A 17,557-nucleotide genomic window follows, 5' to 3' on the forward strand; every position below is an offset into this window, starting at 1 on the left:
CTAGAGTTTGGTCCAGGCCTCGGTGAGTACGCCCCGCAGGATCTGCTCGATCTCGTCGAACTGCTGCTGCCCGGCGATCAGCGGCGGGGCGAGCTGCACCACCGGGTCGCCCCGGTCGTCGGCCCGGCAGTAGAGCCCGGCGGAGAACAACGCGCTGGACAGGAAGCCCCGCAGCAGTCGCTCGGACTCGGCCTCGTCGAAGGTCTCCCGGGTGGTCTTGTCCTTGACCAGCTCGATGCCGTAGAAGTAGCCGTCGCCCCGGACATCGCCGACGATCGGAAGGTCGTGCAGCTTCTCCAGGGTCGACCGGAAGGCCGCCTCGTTGGCGCGTACGTGCCCGACGAGGTCCTCACGGGCGAAGACCTCCAGGTTGGCCAGGGCCACCGCGCAGGAGACCGGGTGCCCGCCGAACGTCACCCCGTGGGCGAACATGCCGGTCTCGGTGAGGAACGGCTCCATCAGGCGGTCGCTGGCGATCATCGCGCCGAGCGGGGCGTACCCCGAGGTGATGCCCTTGGCGGTGGTGATGATGTCCGGCTGGTATCCGTAGCGGGTCGCGCCGAAGTACTCGCCGAGCCGACCCCACGAGCAGATCACCTCGTCGCTGACCAGCAACACGTCGTACGCGTCGCAGATCTCGCGGACCCGCTCGAAGTACCCCGGCGGCGGCGGGAAGCAGCCGCCCGAGTTCTGCACCGGCTCCAGGAAGACCGCCGCGACCGTGTCCGGCCCCTCCCGCTCGATGGCCCGCCCGATCTCCTCGGCGGCCCAGCGACCGAACGCCACCGGGTCGTCGCCGTGCTCCGGAGCCCGGTAGAAGTTGGTGTTCGGCACCTTGATCCCGCCCGGCACCAGCGGCTCGAAGTCCGTCTTGATGCCCGGCAGTCCGGTGATCGACAGGGCGCCCATGGAGGTGCCGTGATAGGCGATGTACCGGCTGACCACCTTGTGCTTGGTGGGCTTGCCGACCCGCTTGAAGTACGCCCGGGCCAGCTTCCAGGCCGCCTCGACCGCCTCCGAGCCGCCGGTGGTGAAGAAGACCCGGTTCAGGTCGCCCGGGGCCAGCTCCGAGATCCGTTCGGCCAGCTCCACGGCGGTCGGGTGGGCGTACGACCAGAGCGGGAAGTACGCCAGCTCCCCGGCCTGCTTGGCGCCGGCCTCGGCCAGCTCGGTGCGACCGTGGCCGGCGTTGACGACGAAGAGCCCGGCGAGGCCGTCCAGGTAGCGGCGACCCTGTGAGTCCCAGACGTACGCGCCCTCGCCGCGCACGATCGTCGGTACCTCGCCTGCGGAGTAGCTCGCCATCCGGGTGAAGTGCATCCAGAGGTGGTCGGTGGCGTTCGCCATGTCAGCCCCATCGGGTCTCGGGCCGGTCAGGGGTTCACCGGCCGCTCTGCTCACGGTTATCCCACAGCCCGCCGCCGCGAGGCAAGTGCAATCGGTTGAACTTGCGCCTCCATGCAACGGATTTAGCGAGCTCATCCGACTTGGCGCAACGGATTCCGCATCGCCACTGCCCTGCGGCGTCCTCCTGCGGGTCCGGCTCGTCAGCTCGTCGGGTCCCACTGATCTTCGCGCGCGCCAGTTCGCGATCAGCGTTGTCCGGCTCGCGGGGTGACCTCTCGGTCGCCTTTGCTCTGCTTCAACCACCGCAACGGTTTTCGTTCGACGGCAGTGCGCTGGTTGAAGCAGAGCAAAGGCGGCTGGTGGGAGGTCAGGTGCCTCGCTGTCGATCAGTCGAGATCTTGGACAGTTTCCGTTATCTACTAACGGAAACTTTCCAAGGTCCATGTTCGCGATGTGATGGCCGAACCGGCGCCGGCCGGCGACCTCCGCGTCGGCGGGCCTGCCCCGCCCGCTCCCGCCACCGGACCCGCCTCGCCCGCAGGTGGGTGGTGGAGGTGAATGGTGGGCGTCGGGTAGTGCGTCCTGTCCAGGGCATTTGAGGGGCATCTCGGTCGCACCTCAGGTGCGCGAAACAGTCCCGCCCGCAACACGCCGGGACCGGGCGGACAGCGCCACTCAGAGTGTCTAGCGTGCGGCGCAACGTGACGCGTGGACGGAGGTCGGCAGATGAACGAGACACTGCGGTTGGCGATGGCGGACAAGGGTGAGACGGCTCAGTCGTTGGCCGGGAAGGTCGGCGTAGACCCGAAGACGGCGGGTCGCTGGGTGGCCGACGGGCGTACCCCGCATCCGGGCACCCGGGCCGCCGTCGCCGCCCTCCTCGGCCGCCAGTCGAAGGAACTCTGGCCGGAGCCGCACCGTCGCCGGGACCTGCCCTGGTTCCAGGAATGGGCCCAACTGGAGCAGGTTGCCAGCTCGCTGCGGTCGTACCAGCCGCTGCTGGTGCCGGGCCTGCTCCAGACCGAGGCGTACGCCCGGGCGGTGCTGGCGACCGGCGGCCTGGTGTCGCCGACGCAGGTGGAGGAGATCGTGTCGGCGCGACTGGCCCGGCAGCGGGTGCTGGAACGCGAGGTGCCGCTGCAACTGGTGGCGGTGGTCGACGAGGTGGTGCTACGTCGGAGGGTGGGTGGCGACCGGGCGGTGATGGCCGGGCAACTGCTCCACCTGGCCGAGTGGGGCGAGCAGGAGCACGTGCAGGTCCGGGTGATCCCGGCGGAGAACCCGTGGCACACCGGCCTGGCCGGGCCGTTCGTGCTGGCCCGGACGCCGGACGGTGGCGAGGCGGCCTATCTGGACAATCAGTTGCGCGGTCAGGTGGTGACCGAGCGTGCCGACCTTGCTAGCCTGGGCGCGAGATGGGAGAGCGTCACCGGTGAGGCGCTGCCCCGCCGCCGGTCCATCGAGCTGATCAGGGAAGTGGCGACGACATGGACATGACCGACGCCCGCTGGCGCACCGCCACCCGCAGCAGCAACAACGGCGGCGATTGTGTCGAGGTGGCCGACAATCTGCCCGGCCGGATCCTGGTACGCGACAGCAAGGATCGAGCCGGCGGCACGCTGACCTTCACTCCCGACGCCTGGCGCGCGTTCCTCACCACACCCCCGCGCTGACCTCCCGCACGGCCTTCCCGCACCGCACCCGCGCCCCCCGTGCAGCCCTCCCCGCGCGGCACCGCGCCTCCCGTGCGGCCCTCCCCGCGCGGCACCGCACCTCGCAGGCGGCCCTCCCCGCGCGGCGATCATGGAGTTGTGGCATCGACAAACCAGGGCGATCGGCGCGTTTCCGCGACCACAACTCCATGATCGACCGCGAGGGCGCGACGCCGCGAGGGCGCGACGGCGCGAGGGGTGAGGGCGAGTGGGTGGGGGCGGGCGGTGGGGCGGGGGCGCGCGGGGCCGGGGCGGGTGGGACGTGGGCGCACGGGGCGGAGGCTCACGGGGCGGAGGCGCGCGCGGCGCATGCTCAGGCGGTGCCCCAGCTGTAGGTCTGCTTGCGGAGTTTGAGGTAGACGAACGCCTCGGTGGAGAGCACTCCGGAGACTGCGCGCAGGCGTTGCAGGATCTCCAGGAGGTGCTCGTCGTTGCGGCAGACCACCTCGGCCAGCAGGTCGAAGGAGCCGGCGGTGATCACCACGTAGTCGACCTCGTCGAGTTCGGCGATCCGGTCCGCGACGCTCTCCAGGTCGCCGTCGGTGCGCAGCCCGATCATGGCCTGACGGGGGAAGCCGAGCTGGAGCGGGTCGGTCACCGCGACGATCTGCATCACCCCGGCGTCGAGCAGCCGTTGTACACGTTGACGTACCGCCGCCTCGGAGAGGCCGACCGCCTTGCCGATGGTGGCGTACGGGCGACGGCCGTCCTGCTGGAGCTGTTCGATGATCTGCTTGGCCACGTCGTCGAGCAGTACGTGGCTGGCGCCCTCCCGCACGCTGACCCGGCGTCCGCCGGTGGCGTTGTCCTGCTGCCGGTTCGTCATCGAGCGCTCCCCATGTCCGTCACGGCGCTGAGCCTAACGCCACCGCGCAGTCTGGCGTAATTCGTCGTCCACGGCTATTGCGGCTACGGAATCCCTTGTGAGCGAGGTTTCCTCATGTCAGGATCAGTCGTCCATCGCCATTGACCCTCCCGTCGGCGCGCCCACCCCCGTCCCGCCGCCGACGATGACCCGTAGGAGTCGTCACATGCGAAACGCTTACCGGCCCCTCACTCGGCGTGGTCTGCTCACCGGCACTCTCGGCTCGGTCGCGCTGCTCGCGGCGGGTGGCACCCTCGCCGGTTGCGGCACCCCCGGCGCGCAGCAGACCGAGGCCGGTTGTGTCAGCGAGGACCTGTCCGGCACGGAGAAGACGCTCGCCTTCTCCAACTGGCCGCAATATATGGACGTCGATGACGACGACGCGTCGAAGCGTCCCAGCCTCGACAGTTTCGTCGGTGACTCCGGCATTCAGGTGACGTACACCGAGGATGTCAACGACAACAACGAGTTCTTCGGCAAGGTGCAGAACCAGCTCGCCGCCTGTCAGGGCACCGGGCGGGACGTCATGGTGCTCACCGACTGGATGGCCGCCCGGATGATCCGGCTCGGCTGGATCCAGCGGCTCGACAAGTCGAATCTGCCCAACGTCGAGGCGAACCTGCTGCCGTCGTTGCGCAACCGCCCCTTCGACGTGGACAACCACCTCGCCGTCCCGTGGCAGTCCGGCCTGGCCGGATTGGCGTACAACGGACGGGTCACCCGGGAGATCCGGACCGTCGACGAGTTGCTCACCCGCGCCGACCTCAAGGGCAAGGTGACCGCGCTGACCGAGATGCGCGACACCATGGGGCTGCTGCTGATGTCGAACGGTCACAACCCGGCCGACTTCACCGCCAACCAGTTCGACGACGCCCTCAACAAGCTCAAGAAGGCGGTCGACTCTGGGCAGATCCGCCGGTTCACCGGCAACGACTACGCCCCCGACCTGGCCAAGGGCGATATCGCGGCGTGCATCGGGTGGTCCGGCGACATCATCCAGCTCGGTTTCGACGACGAGCAGATCAAGTTCGTGGTGCCCGACTCCGGTGTGACGCTCTGGTCGGACAACATGCTCGTGCCGAACAAGGCCACCCACAAGGGCAACGCCGAGGCCCTGATGAACCACTACTACGAACCGGCCATCGCCGCCCAGCTCGCCGCGTACGTCAACTACATCTGTCCGGTGCAGGGCGCGCAGGAGGAGATGGAGAAGATCGACCCGGAGTTGGCCGCCAACCCGCTGATCTTCCCGGACGAGGCGATCCTCTCCAAGGCCCGCGTCTTCATGGCCCTGGACGAGCAGCAGGAACGCGAGTACGAGACCAAGTTCCAGCAGGTTATCGGAGCGTGACGATGGCGCGGGACACTCCGGCCGGTGACCTGAGGCTGGCCGACCTCACCAAGACGTTCGGCCCGTTCACCGCCGTCGACGACCTGAGCCTGACCATTCCGCAGGGCTCGTTCTTCGCCCTGCTCGGCGCGTCCGGCTGCGGCAAGACCACCACGCTGCGGATGATCGCCGGGCTGGAGGAGCCGACCAGCGGGCAGGTGCTGCTCGGCGACCGGGACATCGCCCGGCTGCGCCCGTACAAGCGGCCGGTCAACACCGTGTTCCAGAGCTACGCCCTCTTCCCGCACCTGGACATCTTCGAGAACGTCGCCTTCGGCCTGCGGCGGCGCGGAATCCGCTCGGTCGACGGGCAGGTCCGCGAGATGCTGTCGCTGGTGCAGCTCGACGGGTACGAGCGGCGTCGCCCGGCCCAGCTCTCCGGCGGGCAGCAGCAACGGGTCGCGCTGGCCCGGGCACTGATCAACCACCCGCAGGTGCTGCTACTGGACGAGCCGCTCGGCGCGCTCGACCTCAAGCTGCGTCGGCAGATGCAGATCGAGCTCAAGCGCATCCAGACCGAGGTCGGCATCACCTTCGTGCACGTCACCCACGACCAGGAGGAGGCCATGACGATGGCCGACACGGTCGCGGTGATGAACGCCGGGCGGATCGAGCAGCTTGGCCCACCCGCCGAGATCTACGAGTTCCCGGCGACCGCGTTCGTGGCCAACTTCCTCGGCCAGTCCAACCTGATCGCGGGCGAGGTCTCCGGTGCCGACGGCGACGACCTCCTGGTCACCGCACACGGCGCGCGGTTCTCCGTGCCGTCGGCGCGGGCCCGCACCGACCAGGGTCCGGTCTTCCTGGGCGTACGCCCCGAGAAGCTGCACCTGGTCGGCGCCGCCGTGCAGGTGCCCGCCGGCAACCAGCACCTCGAAGGCACCGTCACCGACGCCTCCTACGTCGGGGTGAGCACGCAATACCTGCTGCGCACCGGCTGGGGCACCGAGCTGAGCGTCTTCGTCGCCAACAGCGGTGCGCAGCAGCGCTTCGCCGTCGGCGAGCGGGCCGTGGCGTACTGGGATCCGCAGCACGCCTTCCTGCTCGGTCGCCGCGCCGACGAGGAGGACCGGACCACTCCGGTCCTGGACGAGCCGGTCGGTGCGTCCTCATGAGCCAGCGAAGCGAGACCACGGCGTGAGCGCGCTGGCTCACGTACCCACCGGCTCCGGGCAGCCGGCGTCGCCGCCGCCGGCTGCCCGACCGGGGCGGTACCGCCTCCTGCCGTACCTGTTGCTGTTGCCGGGTGCGGCCTGGCTGTTCCTCTTCTTCGCCCTGCCGTTGCTGCAACTCGCGGCGGCCAGCCTCTACGACCCGAACGGCACGCTCTCCACCGGGTACGCGATGACCTGGGCGTTCGGGAACTACCCGACGGCGTTGCAGGCGTACTGGCCGCAGTTCAGCCGCTCGTTCCTGTACGCGGGCATCGCCCTGGTGCTGGCGCTGCTGATGGGCTACCCGCTGGCGTACGCGATCGCGCAGAAGGCCGGCCGGTGGAAGAACCTGCTGCTGGTCTGCGTGATCGCCCCGATGTTCACCAGCTTCCTGGTGCGTACGTTGGCCTGGAAGACCATCCTGTCGGACAACGGCTGGTTGGTCGGGCTGCTGCGGGACGTGCACCTGCTCGGTCCGGACGGGCGGCTGCTGGCCACCCCGATCGCGGTGGTGCTCGGCCTGACGTACAACTTCCTGCCGTTCCTGGTGCTGCCGCTGTACGCGAGCCTGGAACGGCTCGACCACCGGCTGCTGGAGGCGTCCAGCGACCTGTACGCCAGCCCGCTGAAGACGTTCCGCCGGGTCACCCTGCCGCTGTCGATGCCGGGCCTGATCGCCGGGACGCTGCTGTTCTTCATCCCGGCCACCGGCGACTACATCAACGCCGAACTGCTCGGCACCCCGAATCAGTACATGATCGGCAACGTCATCGACTCGGCGTTCCTGGTCCGGCTGGACTACCCCCAGGGCGCGGCGCTGTCGTTCCTGCTGATGTCGGCGATCCTCGCGGTGGTCTTCGTCTATCTGCGTCGCGCCGGCACGGAGGAGGTCCTGTGAGCGCGAGGAGTGCAGCGCAGCGGAGCCCCGCAGTCGCGAGCGAAGGGCGGGCACTGTGACCAGGTTCTCCCGGTGGTTGGCGCAGCACTGGGTGATGGGCGTGGCCCTGCTGGTGCTCGGCTACCTGTTCCTGCCGATCGCCGTCGTGGGCGCGTTGTCGTTCAACCGCCCGTCCAACCGGCTCTCCTACGACTTCCACGAGTTCACGCTCGACAACTGGCGCAACCCGTGCGCCACCTCCGACATGTGCGACGCGGTGGTCCGCAGCGTGCAGATCGGCTTCATCGCCACCGTCGCGGCCACCGCGCTCGGCACGTTGATGGCGTTCGCGCTGGTCCGGCACCGGTTCCGGGGACGGTCCGGGCTCAACGTGCTGATCTTCCTGCCGATGGCCACGCCGGAGCTGGTGATGGGCACCTCGCTGCTGGCCCTCTTCGTCGCCGGTGCGGTACCGCTGGGCTTCTGGACCATCGTCATCGCGCACGTGATGTTCTGCCTGTCGTTCGTGGTGGTGACGGTCAAGGCGCGGCTGGCCGGGATGGACCGGCGGCTGGAGGAGGCCGCGATGGACCTCTACGCCAGCGAGTGGCAGACGTTCCGCCGCATCACGCTGCCGTTGGTGCTGCCCGGCATCGTGGCCGCCGCGCTGCTGGCGTTCTCGCTCAGCTTCGACGACTTCATCATCACCAACTTCAACTCGGGCACCACCGTCACGTTCCCGATGTACGTCTGGGGTGCCGCCCAGCGGGGTATCCCGCCGCAGGTCAACGTCATCGGTACCGCCATGTTCGCGATCGCGTTGCTGCTCGTGCTGGCCAGCATGCTGCGGGGCCGACGGGCCCGCCGGGCGGCGATCACGGTGCCGGCTCCCCGGGCGACAAGCCGGTCATGACCGGGCCATCCGCCGGCCGGGCGCTCGCCGACGCGGTCCGCGCACCGTACTGGCTCGACCGGCCGGAACGCCCCGACCCGTTGCCGCCGCTGCCCGGCCCGACCACCGCGGACCTGCTGGTGATCGGGGGCGGCTACAGCGGGTTGTGGGCGGCGCTGCTGGCCAAGCAGGCCGACCCGGCGCGGGACGTGCTGCTGGTGGAGGCGGGCACCTGCGGCTGGGCGGCCTCCGGGCGCAACGGCGGGTTCTGTGCCGCCTCGCTGACGCACGGGCTGGCCAACGGGGTGCAGCGGTTCCCGGACGAGATCGGGACGCTGGAGCGGCTCGGCCGGGAGAACCTGGACGCCATCGCCGCCACCGTGGCGGAGCACCGGATCGACTGCGACTTCGCGCGGACCGGCGAACTGTCGGTGGCGGTCGAGCCGTACCAGCTCGACGGGCTGGCCGCCGACGCCGCGCTGGCCGGGCGGTACGGGCACGCCGTGCGCCTGCTCGACGCCGACGAGGTGCGCGCCGAGGTGAACTCGCCGACGTACCTGGGCGGACTGTGGGACCGTGACCGGGTGGCGATGCTCGACCCGGCGCGGTTGGCCTGGGGACTGCGCCGGGCCTGCGTGGACCTCGGCGTACGGGTGCACGAGCACACCCGCGTCACCGGCCTGCACCGGGACACCAACGCGGTGCTGGCCCGCACCGTCGCCGCCGACGGCAACCCCGGGGCGGTCCGCGCCGCCAGGGTGGTGCTGGCCACCAACGCGTTCCCGCCGCTGCTGCGCCGCCTGCGCACCTGGATCGTGCCGGTGTACGACTACGCGCTGACCACCGAGCCGTTGACGCCCGCGCAACGCGACGCCGTCGGCTGGCGCAACCGGCAGGGGCTGGCCGACACCGGCAACCAGTTCCACTACTACCGGCTCACCGACGACGGGCGGATCCTGTTCGGCGGTTACGACGCGGTCTACCACTACGGCAACCGGATGACGCCGGCACTGGACCAGCGCGACGCCACCTTCACCGCCCTCGCCCGGCACTTCTTCACCACCTTCCCGCAGCTCGCCGACGTCCGGTTCAGCCACCGCTGGGGCGGGGTGATCGACACCAGCACCCGGTTCTGCGCCTTCTTCGGCACGGCGTACTCCGGTCGGCTCGCGTACGCGGCCGGGTACACCGGGCTCGGCGTCGGGGCGACCCGGTTCGGTGCCCGGGTGATGCTCGACCTGCTCGACGGCGTGGACAGCCCGCTGACCCGGCTCGACCTGGTCCGCAGCCGTCCGCTGCCGTTCCCGCCCGAACCGGCCCGCGCGGTCGGCATCGGGCTCACCCGCTGGTCCATGGCCCGGGCCGACGCCGATCAGGGGCGGCGCAACCTGTGGCTCCGTACGCTCGATCGCTTCGGTCTGGGGTTCGACTCGTGATGCGTGTGCTGCTGATCGGGGCCGGAGGCGTCGGTTCCGCCGTCGTCGCCATCGCGGCCCGACGTGCCTTCTTCGACACCATGGTGGTCGCCGACCACGACGAGACCCGCGCGGCGCGGGCCGTCGCCGGACGGGACGACCGCTTCCGCGCCGCCGCGGTCGACGCCGCCTCGGCGGAGGCGGTCGCGGCACTCTGCCGCGAACACCGGATCACTCACGTGCTCAACGCGGTCGACCCACGCTTCGTCATGCCGATCTTCGACGGTGCGTACGCGGCCGGCGCCGACTACCTCGACATGGCGATGTCGCTGTCCCGTCCGCACCCGACCCGGCCCCACCAGGAGACCGGCGTCATGCTCGGCGACGCGCAGTTCGCGGCGGCCGACCAGTGGACGGCGGCCGGGCGGCTGGCGCTGTGCGGCATCGGTGTCGAACCCGGCCTCTCCGACGTCTTCGCCCGCTACGCCGCCGACGAGCTGTTCCGCGAGATCGACGAGATCGGGGTACGCGACGGCGCGAACCTGACCGTCGACGGCTACGACTTCGCCCCGTCGTTCTCCATCTGGACCACCATCGAGGAGTGCTTGAATCCGCCGGTGATCTGGGAGGCCAGCCGGGGCTGGTTCACCACCGAGCCGTTCAGCGAGCCGGAGGTGTTCGACTTCCCCGAGGGGATCGGGCCGGTGGAGTGCGTCAACGTGGAGCACGAGGAGGTGCTGCTGATCCCGCGCTGGGTGCCGGCGAAGCGGGTCACCTTCAAGTACGGCCTCGGCGCGGAGTTCATCGAGGTGCTCAGGACGCTGCACAAGCTCGGTCTCGCCGCGACCGAGCCGGTGCGGGTGGGCCCGGTGTCGGTGTCGCCGCGCGACGTGGTGGCCGCCTGCCTGCCCGACCCGGCCACACTCGGCGACCGGATGCGCGGCAAGACCTGCGCCGGCACGTACGTCACCGGTATCGGCACCGACGGCCAGCCGCGCCGGGTCTACCTTTATCACGTGGTCGACAACGAGTGGTCGATGCGCGAGTACGGCCACCAGGCGGTGGTCTGGCAGACCGCGGTGAACCCGGTCGTCGCCCTGGAGTTGCTGGCCGACGGCGTGTGGTCGGGCAGCGGGGTGCTCGGTCCGGAGGCGTTGCCGCCCGAGCCCTTCCTCGACCTGCTCACCGCGTACGGCTCGCCGTGGGGAATGGCGGAACGATGACCCGGTACGGCCCGATGTACGGCCCCGACGTGACGTTCCTCGGCGTACCGCCCTGCACCATCGAGGAGCCCGTCACGTACGCCGAGGCCGACGTGGTGATCATCGGCGCGCCCTTCGACGGCGGCACCTCGCACCGCCCCGGCACCCGGTTCGGCCCGTCCGCCATCCGGCAGGCGTGCTACCTGCCGCACGACGGCTCCCGCCCCTCCCTGGCGCTGCGCGTCGACGCGCTGCGTGACCTGTGCGTCTACGACGCCGGTGACGTCGAGATGTTCTCCGGCGACATCGAACGTTCGCTGTCCGCGCTGGAAACCGCCGTGTACGCGGTCGCCTCGGCCGGGGCGATCCCGGTGGTCCTCGGCGGCGACCACTCCATCGCCCTGCCCGACGCCACCGGGGTGGCCCGGCACCACGGGCTGGGCCGGGTGTCGCTGGTGCACTTCGACGCGCACGCCGACACCGGCGACATCGAGTTCGGCTCGCTGCACGGCCACGGCCAGCCGATGCGTCGACTGATCGAGTCCGGCGCGGTACGCGGCGACCGGTTCCTCCAGATCGGCCTGCGCGGCTACTGGCCGGGCCCGTCGACGCTGTCCTGGATGGCCGAGCAGCGCATGCGCTCGTACGAGATGACCGAGATCGTGGCCCGTGGCCTGGACGACTGCCTCACCGAGGCGTTCGGCATCGCCACCGACGAGTGCGAGGGCGTCTTCCTCTCCGTCGACGTGGACGTGGTCGACCCGGGCATGGCCCCCGGCACCGGCACTCCCGAACCGGGCGGCTTCACCAGTCGGCAACTGCTCGACGCGGTCCGTCGGGTCTGCTACGAACTCCCCGTGGTCGGGGTGGACGTGGTCGAGGTCGCCCCGCCGTACGACCACGCGGACATCACCGCGTACCTCGGAAACCGGGTCGTGCTGGAGGCGCTGTCGGCCATCGCCCGCCGCCGTCGCGACGCCGCCGGCGGCCCACCCTGGAACCCCACCCGACCCCTCCTCGACAGCCGCTGACCCGCAACGACACCTAGCTGGCCCTCGCCGCGCCCCTGCCCCCGCCCCCTGCCCCCGCCCCCGCCCCCTGCCCCCGCCCCCTGCCCCCGCCCCCGCCCCCCGCCCTCGCCTCCGCCGCGTCGATCATGGAGTTGTGGCTGTGGGTTTGGGGCTATTTGGTCGGCTTTCGTCCTGCCAAAGCTCCATGATCGCGGCTTGCGGGGCGGTTCGAGGGGGTGGTGGGGACGGGTGGGGGCTGTCAGGGGATGAGGAGGGAGTGGATGGTGGTGACGATGTGGGTGGGGCGGCGGTAGAGGTCGTCGGCGGTGAAGTAGCGCATCCGCCAGCCCTGGCCAGCCAGCCAGTTCGACCGGAAACGGTCGTAGTGGAACACATCCGGGTCCAGGTGGGACTGCCCGTCGTACTCGATGCCGATCCGACGCTTCCGATAGGCGAGGTCGATCCGGTACAGCGGTATGCCGCACCGATCGTGCACCCAGAGCTGTGGCTCCGGAGCCGGCAGTCCGGCGTCCACGAGAAGCAGTCTCAACTGACTCTCCTGCCGGCATTCCGATCGGGGATCAGCCAGGTTGATCAGTTCCCGTGCCTGGCGGACGCCGCGCAGGCCCCGATGGTGCCCGAGCTCGTCACGGAGATCGTCGCGGTGGCAGGCGGCCACCCGTAGGCAGAGGTCGAGCACCGGAAGTGCCTCCGTCCGCCGAAGCGCTCTCGCCAGATCGACGGCACATCGGGCGGCCGGGGCGCAGGGCAGTCCGCGAACCAGGACGGGATCGGGTACCGGCACGACGGACTCGTGCGTCACGACTCCACGGATCTGTGGCACGGCTGAGCCCGCCGGCACGATGACATGGCACCTGGTCGAGCGTGCGTCCCCGAAACCGTGCAGCATCGCGCCGGTGTGGAACCCCGCCACCGCGCTGTCGGGCAGGCGTTCGAAGATCGCCGCGAGGCGGTCCTCGGTGTCGGCGGCGCGAGGTCCGTAGACACCTCGGGTCAGTCGAAGCAGCGACCCCTGCGCGACCTGTCCCCGTACCTGCCCCGACTCCACCCCGACGCCAGCAACTCCGAGTAACGGACCAGTCGCTCTGTCATCCTGCCACTGTTCCGGCCCACCCCGACCGCCGTCCGCCCCTGTGGAAGACGGGCTGGGTCGGCTGTGGATAACCCGCCAACCCTCGGCTGCCCGCGCTGGTCGGCGGCTCGTGTGGTGGCCATCGATCATGGAGTCGTGGCGATCACGAAGCAGGCCAAAACCTCCCATATCCATAGCCACAACTCCTTGATCGGCGCGGACAGGGGGTGAGGGCGAGGGCGAGGATGGGGGTGGGGTGGCGGTCGGGTGCGGGGGTGAGGTGGGTCACTCTCTGTCACGTGGTGGGGGTGGGGGTGGGACGTAAGTACTGATCAGGCGCACGGGGGCGGTTGGCGCACGCGGGCATTTGTAGTGACGTCGTCGACGTGGAGTATTGCTGCGGCGGGCACTTACGTAACCCTTATCTTCCGCCTGCGAACGTATGCCCGGCAGACGACGGATCACGGGGGCGAAGAGCGTGCGGGTGTTGGTGGCGGACGACGAGCGGCTGCTGGCGGACATGGTCGCCGAGGGCCTCAGGCGGCTCTCGATGGCGGTGGACGTCTGCTACGACGGTGACGGCGCGTTGGAGCGGATCGGGGTCAACCGCTACGACGTGGCGGTGCTGGACCGGGACATGCCGGGCCACACCGGCGACGAGGTGTGCCGCAGTCTGGCTGGGTCCGGTTCCGGCACCCGGGTGCTGATGCTCACCGCCGCCGCCGGCATCCGGGACCGGGTGGAGGGTCTCGGGCTCGGTGCCGACGACTATCTCACCAAGCCGTTCGCCTTCGCCGAGTTGGTCGCCCGGGTGCAGGCGCTCGGTCGGCGGTCCGCACCGGCGGTGCCGCCGGTGCTGGAACAGTACGGGGTGGCGCTGGACGTGGCGCGGCACTCGGTTACCCGGGACGGCCGGTCGGTCAGCCTGAGCCCGAAGGAGTTCGCCGTGCTGCACGTGCTGATGCGCGCGGACGGACGGGTGGTCAGCTCGGAGGAGCTGCTGGAGCAGGCGTGGGACGAGTTCGCCGACCCGTTCACCAACACCGTCCGGGTCACCGTGATGACGTTGCGGAAGAAGCTCGGTACGCCTCAGGTCATCCACACCGTGCCCCGGGCCGGTTACCGGATCGGCGCCGCGTCGTGACCCCGCGTCGCAGGATCGTGCTGGTCGGCGTGGTCGCCCTGGTCGCCGGGTACGCCCTGCCGGGGCTGACCGTGTCGGTGGTGAGCGAGCTGTGGTGGCGGGTCCGGGGGCTCTGCTCCAGCGGGCTGCCCGGCGGCGGGTTGGTGTGCGAGCCGGCGCAGGGTCTGAGCGGTCTCGCGCTTCCGCTGCTGGCCCTGGGCGTGTTCGTGCTCGCGGTGGCGGCGATCTGGTCCGCCGCGGTCTGGTGCCTGCGTCCGGTCCGGGACCTCGCCGGTCCGATCTCGAACGTCGGGCCACAGAACCTCGGCTACCGGATCCGGATGCGCGGCAACGACGAGGTGGCCCGGCTGGCCCGGTCGCTCGACGAGATGATGGAGCGCATCGCCGCCGGGTACGAGGGGCAGCGGCGGTTCGCCGCGAACGCCTCGCACGAGCTGCGTACGCCGTTGGCCGTGCAGCGCACGCTGATCGAGGTCGGGATGGCCCGCTCCCTCAGCGGCGAGCAGTTGGAGCTGGTGACCGGCCAACTGTTGGAGACCAACGAGCGCAACGAACGGCTGATCGAGGGACTCCTCGCGCTCAGCGAGAGCGACCAGGGGCTGCGGTCCCGCCTGCCGCAGCGCCTCGACGAGGTCGTCAAGGAGGTGCTGGCCGCGTACCAGGACCGGATCACCGAGGCCGAGGTGACCGTCAGCACCCACCTGGAGCCCCGGACCGTGATGGGTGAGCGGGTGCTGCTGGAACGCCTGGTCACCAACCTGATCGAGAACGCGATCAAGTACAACCACCGGGGCGGCGCGATCAGCGTCACGGTCGGCCGCAACCCGGCGCTGACCGTGGTCAACACCGGCCAGGTGGTGCCGGCCGAGGCGGTGTCCGGGCTCTTCGAGCCGTTCCGTCGGCTGGCCCGGGACCGCACCAACCAGAGCGGCGGCGCCGGTCTCGGCCTGGCCATCGCCCGCTCGATCACTCAGGCGCACGACGGGCTGATCGCCGCCCGTCCCGCCGAGTACGGCGGACTGCGGGTCGACGTCCAGCTACCCCACGCGCCCTGAGCCGACGAGACCGTCGCCCCGTCACCTCGGTGGCGAATTCATCGGCATAGGTCACACCAATTCTCGGTCCACAGTGAACGCTTCACCATCGGCAATCGTCGTTTCGTCCGGAGCATCACCTTTCGCCTGCGCGAAATGTCCGTCCTTCGTCGGATGAGGAGACCCTGTGCGCACTCCTGAGCTGGTCGCGCCCACCACCGGCGCCCGCCCGAGCGGCGAGCGGCTGGATTGGGCGGACGTCGCCAAGGGCGGCTGCATCCTGCTGGTCCTCCTCTGGCACGTGATCATGAAGGACTACCTCCAGATCGACTGGCGGCTGGAGGTGCCGGTGGCGGGCGCCTGGGGGACGCTCGGCGAACTGCTGCTGCCGATGCGGATGCCGCTGTTCTTCACCATCTCCGGGATGTTCGCGGCCACCGCCGTGCAACGCCCGTGGCGGGCGGTCGGCCGCCCGCGCATCGCCAGGTTCCTCTACCTGTACGTGATCTGGCTGCTGATCCACACCGCCCTGCTGGCCCTCGCGCCGGGCTTCCCGACCGACCGGGCGACAAACCCGGGGGAGTTGCTGGCACAGCTGACGGTCACCCCGTCCAACCTCTGGTACCTGTACGCGTTGGCGCTCTACTTCGTACTCGCCAAGGCGTTGCGGCGGGTCCACCCGGCGCTGCTGCTGGCCGCGGCGGGTGCGCTCAGCGCGGTCGCCGCGGTGGGGCTGCTCGACACCCCCGGCAACCGCGGCGGGCTCTATCAGAACCTGGTGTTCTTCCTCGCCGGCCTGCACCTGCGCCAGTACGTGCAGCGGTGGTCGGCGGGGGTGACCGGCGGGCGTCTGCTGCTGGCGGTCGGCGGGTACCTCGCCGTGCTGGCCGCCGTGCGGGTGACCGGAGCCGGGCAGGTGCCCGGGGTGACGCCGCTGGTCTCCGTCGTCGCGGTGCTGGTCGGCGTCGCCCTGGCGGTGCAACTGGCGCGGTGGCCGCTGATCCGCGAGCCGCTCGCCGCTCTCGGGCGCCAGACGCTGCCGATCTACGTGATCCACATGCCGGTGCTGGCACTGCTGCACCGACTGATCGCCGAACCCATCGCCGACCTGGGTGACTCCGCCCGGCTCGCGTTGGCCCTCGGCTACCCGTTCTCGCTCACCGTCCTGGTGCTGGCGCTCAGCCTCGGCCTGCACCGGGCGTTGCTGGCGGCGCGCGCGACCTGGCTGTTCGACCTGCCGGCTCGCCGCTCGCCGATCGACTCGACAAGGGAGACGACATGTCCCACACCGATGCCGCCGAACCCGATCGGCCAACGGTCGACGTGACAGCGGCCGCGCGCTGGCTCGACGGCCAGGTGCTGCGTACCCCGCTGCTGCGGTCCGCGGTGATCGACCGGCTGGTCGGCGCGCAGGTGCTGCTCAAGGCGGAGAACCTGCAGACCGGCGGCTCGTACAAGATGCGGGGTGGGCTGTACGCGGTGGGACGCCTCGCCGCCGCCGGTCACGGCGGTGTGGTCGCGCAGAGCACCGGCAACCATGCCGTCGCGGTCGCCCTGGCGGCCCGCCGGCACGAGATGGCCGCCACGGTGGTGCTGCCGGTCGACGCGACGCCGTCGAAGGTGGCACGGGCTCGCGGGGCCGGTGCCCGGGTGGTCCTCGCCGGATCCAGTGTGGAGGAACGGTTGGCGGTGGCGCGCCGGATCAGCGACGAGACCGGTCACCCGATCGTCGACGCGTACGACCACCCGGACGTGATCTCGGGACAGGGCAGCGCCAGCCTCGAACTGATCGAGGACGCCGAGCGGGCGGGCACGCCGCTGGACACGTTGATCCTGCCGGTCGGTGGGGGCGGCGGCGTCGCCGGTGCCTGCCTGGCCGCCTCCGACCGGCCCATCGACGTGTACGGCGTGGAGCCGGTCGGCTGCGACTCCCTGGCGCACAGCCTGGTCGCCGGTCGACCGACGCCGGTCCCGCCGGCGGCGACGATCGCCGACGGGCTGCGGCCGTCCTGCGTCGGCGAGCTGCCCTTCGACATCCTGCGGACCCGCCTGCGCGGCGTGATCCGGGTGGACGACGACGAGATCGCGGCGGCGTTCCGGCTGCTCCTGATGGAGCTGAAGGTGCTGGCCGAGCCCTCCGGCGCGGCCGGTCTGGCCGGTGCCCTGAGCCTGGCCGCCAACGGTGCGGCGCGCGTCATCGTCGGCTCCGCCGCACCGGTCGTGGTACCCGGCGACGGCTCTCGACAGCGCACGGTCGGCGTCGTGCTGACCGGCGGAAACGTGGAAGCGGACCTGGTCGCCCGGCTGGCGACCCCGGTCCTGCCAAGAGAAGGAGTGGCGGCATGAGTGAGCGTCAGCGAGCGAATCGTCAGTGCAGGGTGGTCGTGCCTCGTGGCGGCACGCAGCGGAACGGAGTGGCGGC

Annotated in this window: 16 protein-coding genes; 13 read left to right on the top strand and 3 right to left on the bottom strand. The window is 70.7% G+C overall.

The features are described from left to right. Positions 1-1,347 (bottom strand): aspartate aminotransferase family protein, encoded by a 1,347-nt coding sequence (locus ACZ31C_RS23090; RefSeq protein ID WP_465797034.1) that lies wholly within the window; start codon positions 1,345-1,347, stop codon positions 1-3. Between the two features lie 726 nt (positions 1,348-2,073). On the opposite strand from ACZ31C_RS23090, the gene ACZ31C_RS23095 reads away from it, so the two are divergent. Next, the gene (locus ACZ31C_RS23095; RefSeq protein ID WP_465797035.1) at positions 2,074-2,844 is read left to right on the top strand and encodes a DUF5753 domain-containing protein; all 771 of its coding nucleotides are present in this window, start codon (positions 2,074-2,076) and stop codon (positions 2,842-2,844) included. Then, positions 2,835-3,020: a DUF397 domain-containing protein gene (locus ACZ31C_RS23100; RefSeq protein ID WP_465797036.1), complete on the top strand. Its 186-nt coding sequence runs from the start codon at positions 2,835-2,837 to the stop codon at positions 3,018-3,020. The genes ACZ31C_RS23095 and ACZ31C_RS23100 overlap by 10 nt, the downstream gene beginning before the upstream one ends. A 352-nt stretch (positions 3,021-3,372) precedes the next feature. Here the strand turns inward: ACZ31C_RS23100 and ACZ31C_RS23105 are convergent, their stop codons facing one another. Next, positions 3,373-3,885 carry an Lrp/AsnC family transcriptional regulator gene (locus ACZ31C_RS23105; RefSeq protein WP_396740513.1) on the bottom strand — a complete coding sequence of 171 codons (513 nt, stop codon included), beginning with the start codon at positions 3,883-3,885 and terminating at the stop codon, positions 3,373-3,375. A 205-nt stretch (positions 3,886-4,090) separates the two neighbouring features. Between ACZ31C_RS23105 and ACZ31C_RS23110 the strand changes: the two genes are divergently transcribed. Genes ACZ31C_RS23110 through speB form a run of 7 tightly spaced genes read left to right on the top strand, consistent with a single transcriptional unit; the run spans position 4,091 to position 11,885 of the window. Next, on the top strand, positions 4,091-5,275 hold the full coding sequence (locus ACZ31C_RS23110; protein WP_465797037.1) for a polyamine ABC transporter substrate-binding protein: 1,185 nt from the start codon (positions 4,091-4,093) through the stop codon (positions 5,273-5,275). A gap of 2 nt (positions 5,276-5,277) precedes the next feature. Beyond that, positions 5,278-6,429 (top strand): ABC transporter ATP-binding protein, encoded by a 1,152-nt coding sequence (locus tag ACZ31C_RS23115; RefSeq protein WP_465797209.1) that lies wholly within the window; start codon positions 5,278-5,280, stop codon positions 6,427-6,429. A 22-nt stretch (positions 6,430-6,451) separates the two neighbouring features. Beyond that, positions 6,452-7,366 carry an ABC transporter permease gene (locus tag ACZ31C_RS23120; RefSeq protein ID WP_465797038.1) on the top strand — a complete coding sequence of 305 codons (915 nt, stop codon included), beginning with the start codon at positions 6,452-6,454 and terminating at the stop codon, positions 7,364-7,366. 55 nt (positions 7,367-7,421) lie between these two features. Next, positions 7,422-8,258 (top strand): ABC transporter permease, encoded by an 837-nt coding sequence (locus tag ACZ31C_RS23125; RefSeq protein WP_465797039.1) that lies wholly within the window; start codon positions 7,422-7,424, stop codon positions 8,256-8,258. Next, a complete protein-coding gene (locus ACZ31C_RS23130) occupies positions 8,255-9,673 on the top strand; it encodes an NAD(P)/FAD-dependent oxidoreductase (RefSeq protein WP_465797040.1) in 1,419 nt (472 codons plus the stop codon). The genes ACZ31C_RS23125 and ACZ31C_RS23130 overlap by 4 nt, the downstream gene beginning before the upstream one ends. Then, positions 9,673-10,875, top strand: a complete 1,203-nt coding sequence (locus tag ACZ31C_RS23135; RefSeq protein ID WP_465797210.1) for a saccharopine dehydrogenase family protein — start codon at positions 9,673-9,675, stop codon at positions 10,873-10,875. Before ACZ31C_RS23130 ends, ACZ31C_RS23135 begins: the two co-directional genes overlap by 1 nt. Beyond that, positions 10,872-11,885, top strand: coding sequence for an agmatinase (gene speB, locus ACZ31C_RS23140; protein WP_465797041.1), 1,014 nt, complete (start codon positions 10,872-10,874; stop codon positions 11,883-11,885). The genes ACZ31C_RS23135 and speB overlap by 4 nt, the downstream gene beginning before the upstream one ends. Before the next feature lie 238 nt (positions 11,886-12,123). Here speB and ACZ31C_RS23145 read toward each other — a convergent pair whose 3' ends face one another. Further along, positions 12,124-12,414 (bottom strand): endonuclease domain-containing protein, encoded by a 291-nt coding sequence (locus tag ACZ31C_RS23145; RefSeq protein ID WP_465797042.1) that lies wholly within the window; start codon positions 12,412-12,414, stop codon positions 12,124-12,126. A gap of 1,021 nt (positions 12,415-13,435) precedes the next feature. Between ACZ31C_RS23145 and ACZ31C_RS23150 the strand changes: the two genes are divergently transcribed. From ACZ31C_RS23150 to ACZ31C_RS23165, 4 genes are all read left to right on the top strand, one after another. Next, positions 13,436-14,101: a response regulator transcription factor gene (locus ACZ31C_RS23150; RefSeq protein ID WP_465797043.1), complete on the top strand. Its 666-nt coding sequence runs from the start codon at positions 13,436-13,438 to the stop codon at positions 14,099-14,101. Then, positions 14,098-15,156 (top strand): sensor histidine kinase, encoded by a 1,059-nt coding sequence (locus ACZ31C_RS23155; protein WP_465797044.1) that lies wholly within the window; start codon positions 14,098-14,100, stop codon positions 15,154-15,156. The genes ACZ31C_RS23150 and ACZ31C_RS23155 overlap by 4 nt, the downstream gene beginning before the upstream one ends. 166 nt (positions 15,157-15,322) lie before the next feature. Continuing rightward, positions 15,323-16,462 carry an acyltransferase family protein gene (locus ACZ31C_RS23160; RefSeq protein WP_465797045.1) on the top strand — a complete coding sequence of 380 codons (1,140 nt, stop codon included), beginning with the start codon at positions 15,323-15,325 and terminating at the stop codon, positions 16,460-16,462. Next, positions 16,414-17,481 (top strand): threonine ammonia-lyase, encoded by a 1,068-nt coding sequence (locus ACZ31C_RS23165; protein WP_465797046.1) that lies wholly within the window; start codon positions 16,414-16,416, stop codon positions 17,479-17,481. The genes ACZ31C_RS23160 and ACZ31C_RS23165 overlap by 49 nt, the downstream gene beginning before the upstream one ends. Positions 17,482-17,557 lie beyond the last annotated feature (76 nt).

Source organism: Micromonospora sp. NPDC023869, from assembly GCF_055559695.1.

Coding starts and splice junctions, on each gene's coding strand:
- ACZ31C_RS23090 (WP_465797034.1), bottom strand. CDS start 1,347: ATGGCGAACGCCACCGACCACCTCTGGATGCACTTCACCCGGATGGCG.
- ACZ31C_RS23095 (WP_465797035.1), top strand. CDS start 2,074: ATGAACGAGACACTGCGGTTGGCGATGGCGGACAAGGGTGAGACGGCT.
- ACZ31C_RS23100 (WP_465797036.1), top strand. CDS start 2,835: ATGGACATGACCGACGCCCGCTGGCGCACCGCCACCCGCAGCAGCAAC.
- ACZ31C_RS23105 (WP_396740513.1), bottom strand. CDS start 3,885: ATGACGAACCGGCAGCAGGACAACGCCACCGGCGGACGCCGGGTCAGC.
- ACZ31C_RS23110 (WP_465797037.1), top strand. CDS start 4,091: ATGCGAAACGCTTACCGGCCCCTCACTCGGCGTGGTCTGCTCACCGGC.
- ACZ31C_RS23115 (WP_465797209.1), top strand. CDS start 5,278: ATGGCGCGGGACACTCCGGCCGGTGACCTGAGGCTGGCCGACCTCACC.
- ACZ31C_RS23130 (WP_465797040.1), top strand. CDS start 8,255: ATGACCGGGCCATCCGCCGGCCGGGCGCTCGCCGACGCGGTCCGCGCA.
- ACZ31C_RS23135 (WP_465797210.1), top strand. CDS start 9,673: ATGCGTGTGCTGCTGATCGGGGCCGGAGGCGTCGGTTCCGCCGTCGTC.
- speB (WP_465797041.1), top strand. CDS start 10,872: ATGACCCGGTACGGCCCGATGTACGGCCCCGACGTGACGTTCCTCGGC.
- ACZ31C_RS23165 (WP_465797046.1), top strand. CDS start 16,414: ATGTCCCACACCGATGCCGCCGAACCCGATCGGCCAACGGTCGACGTG.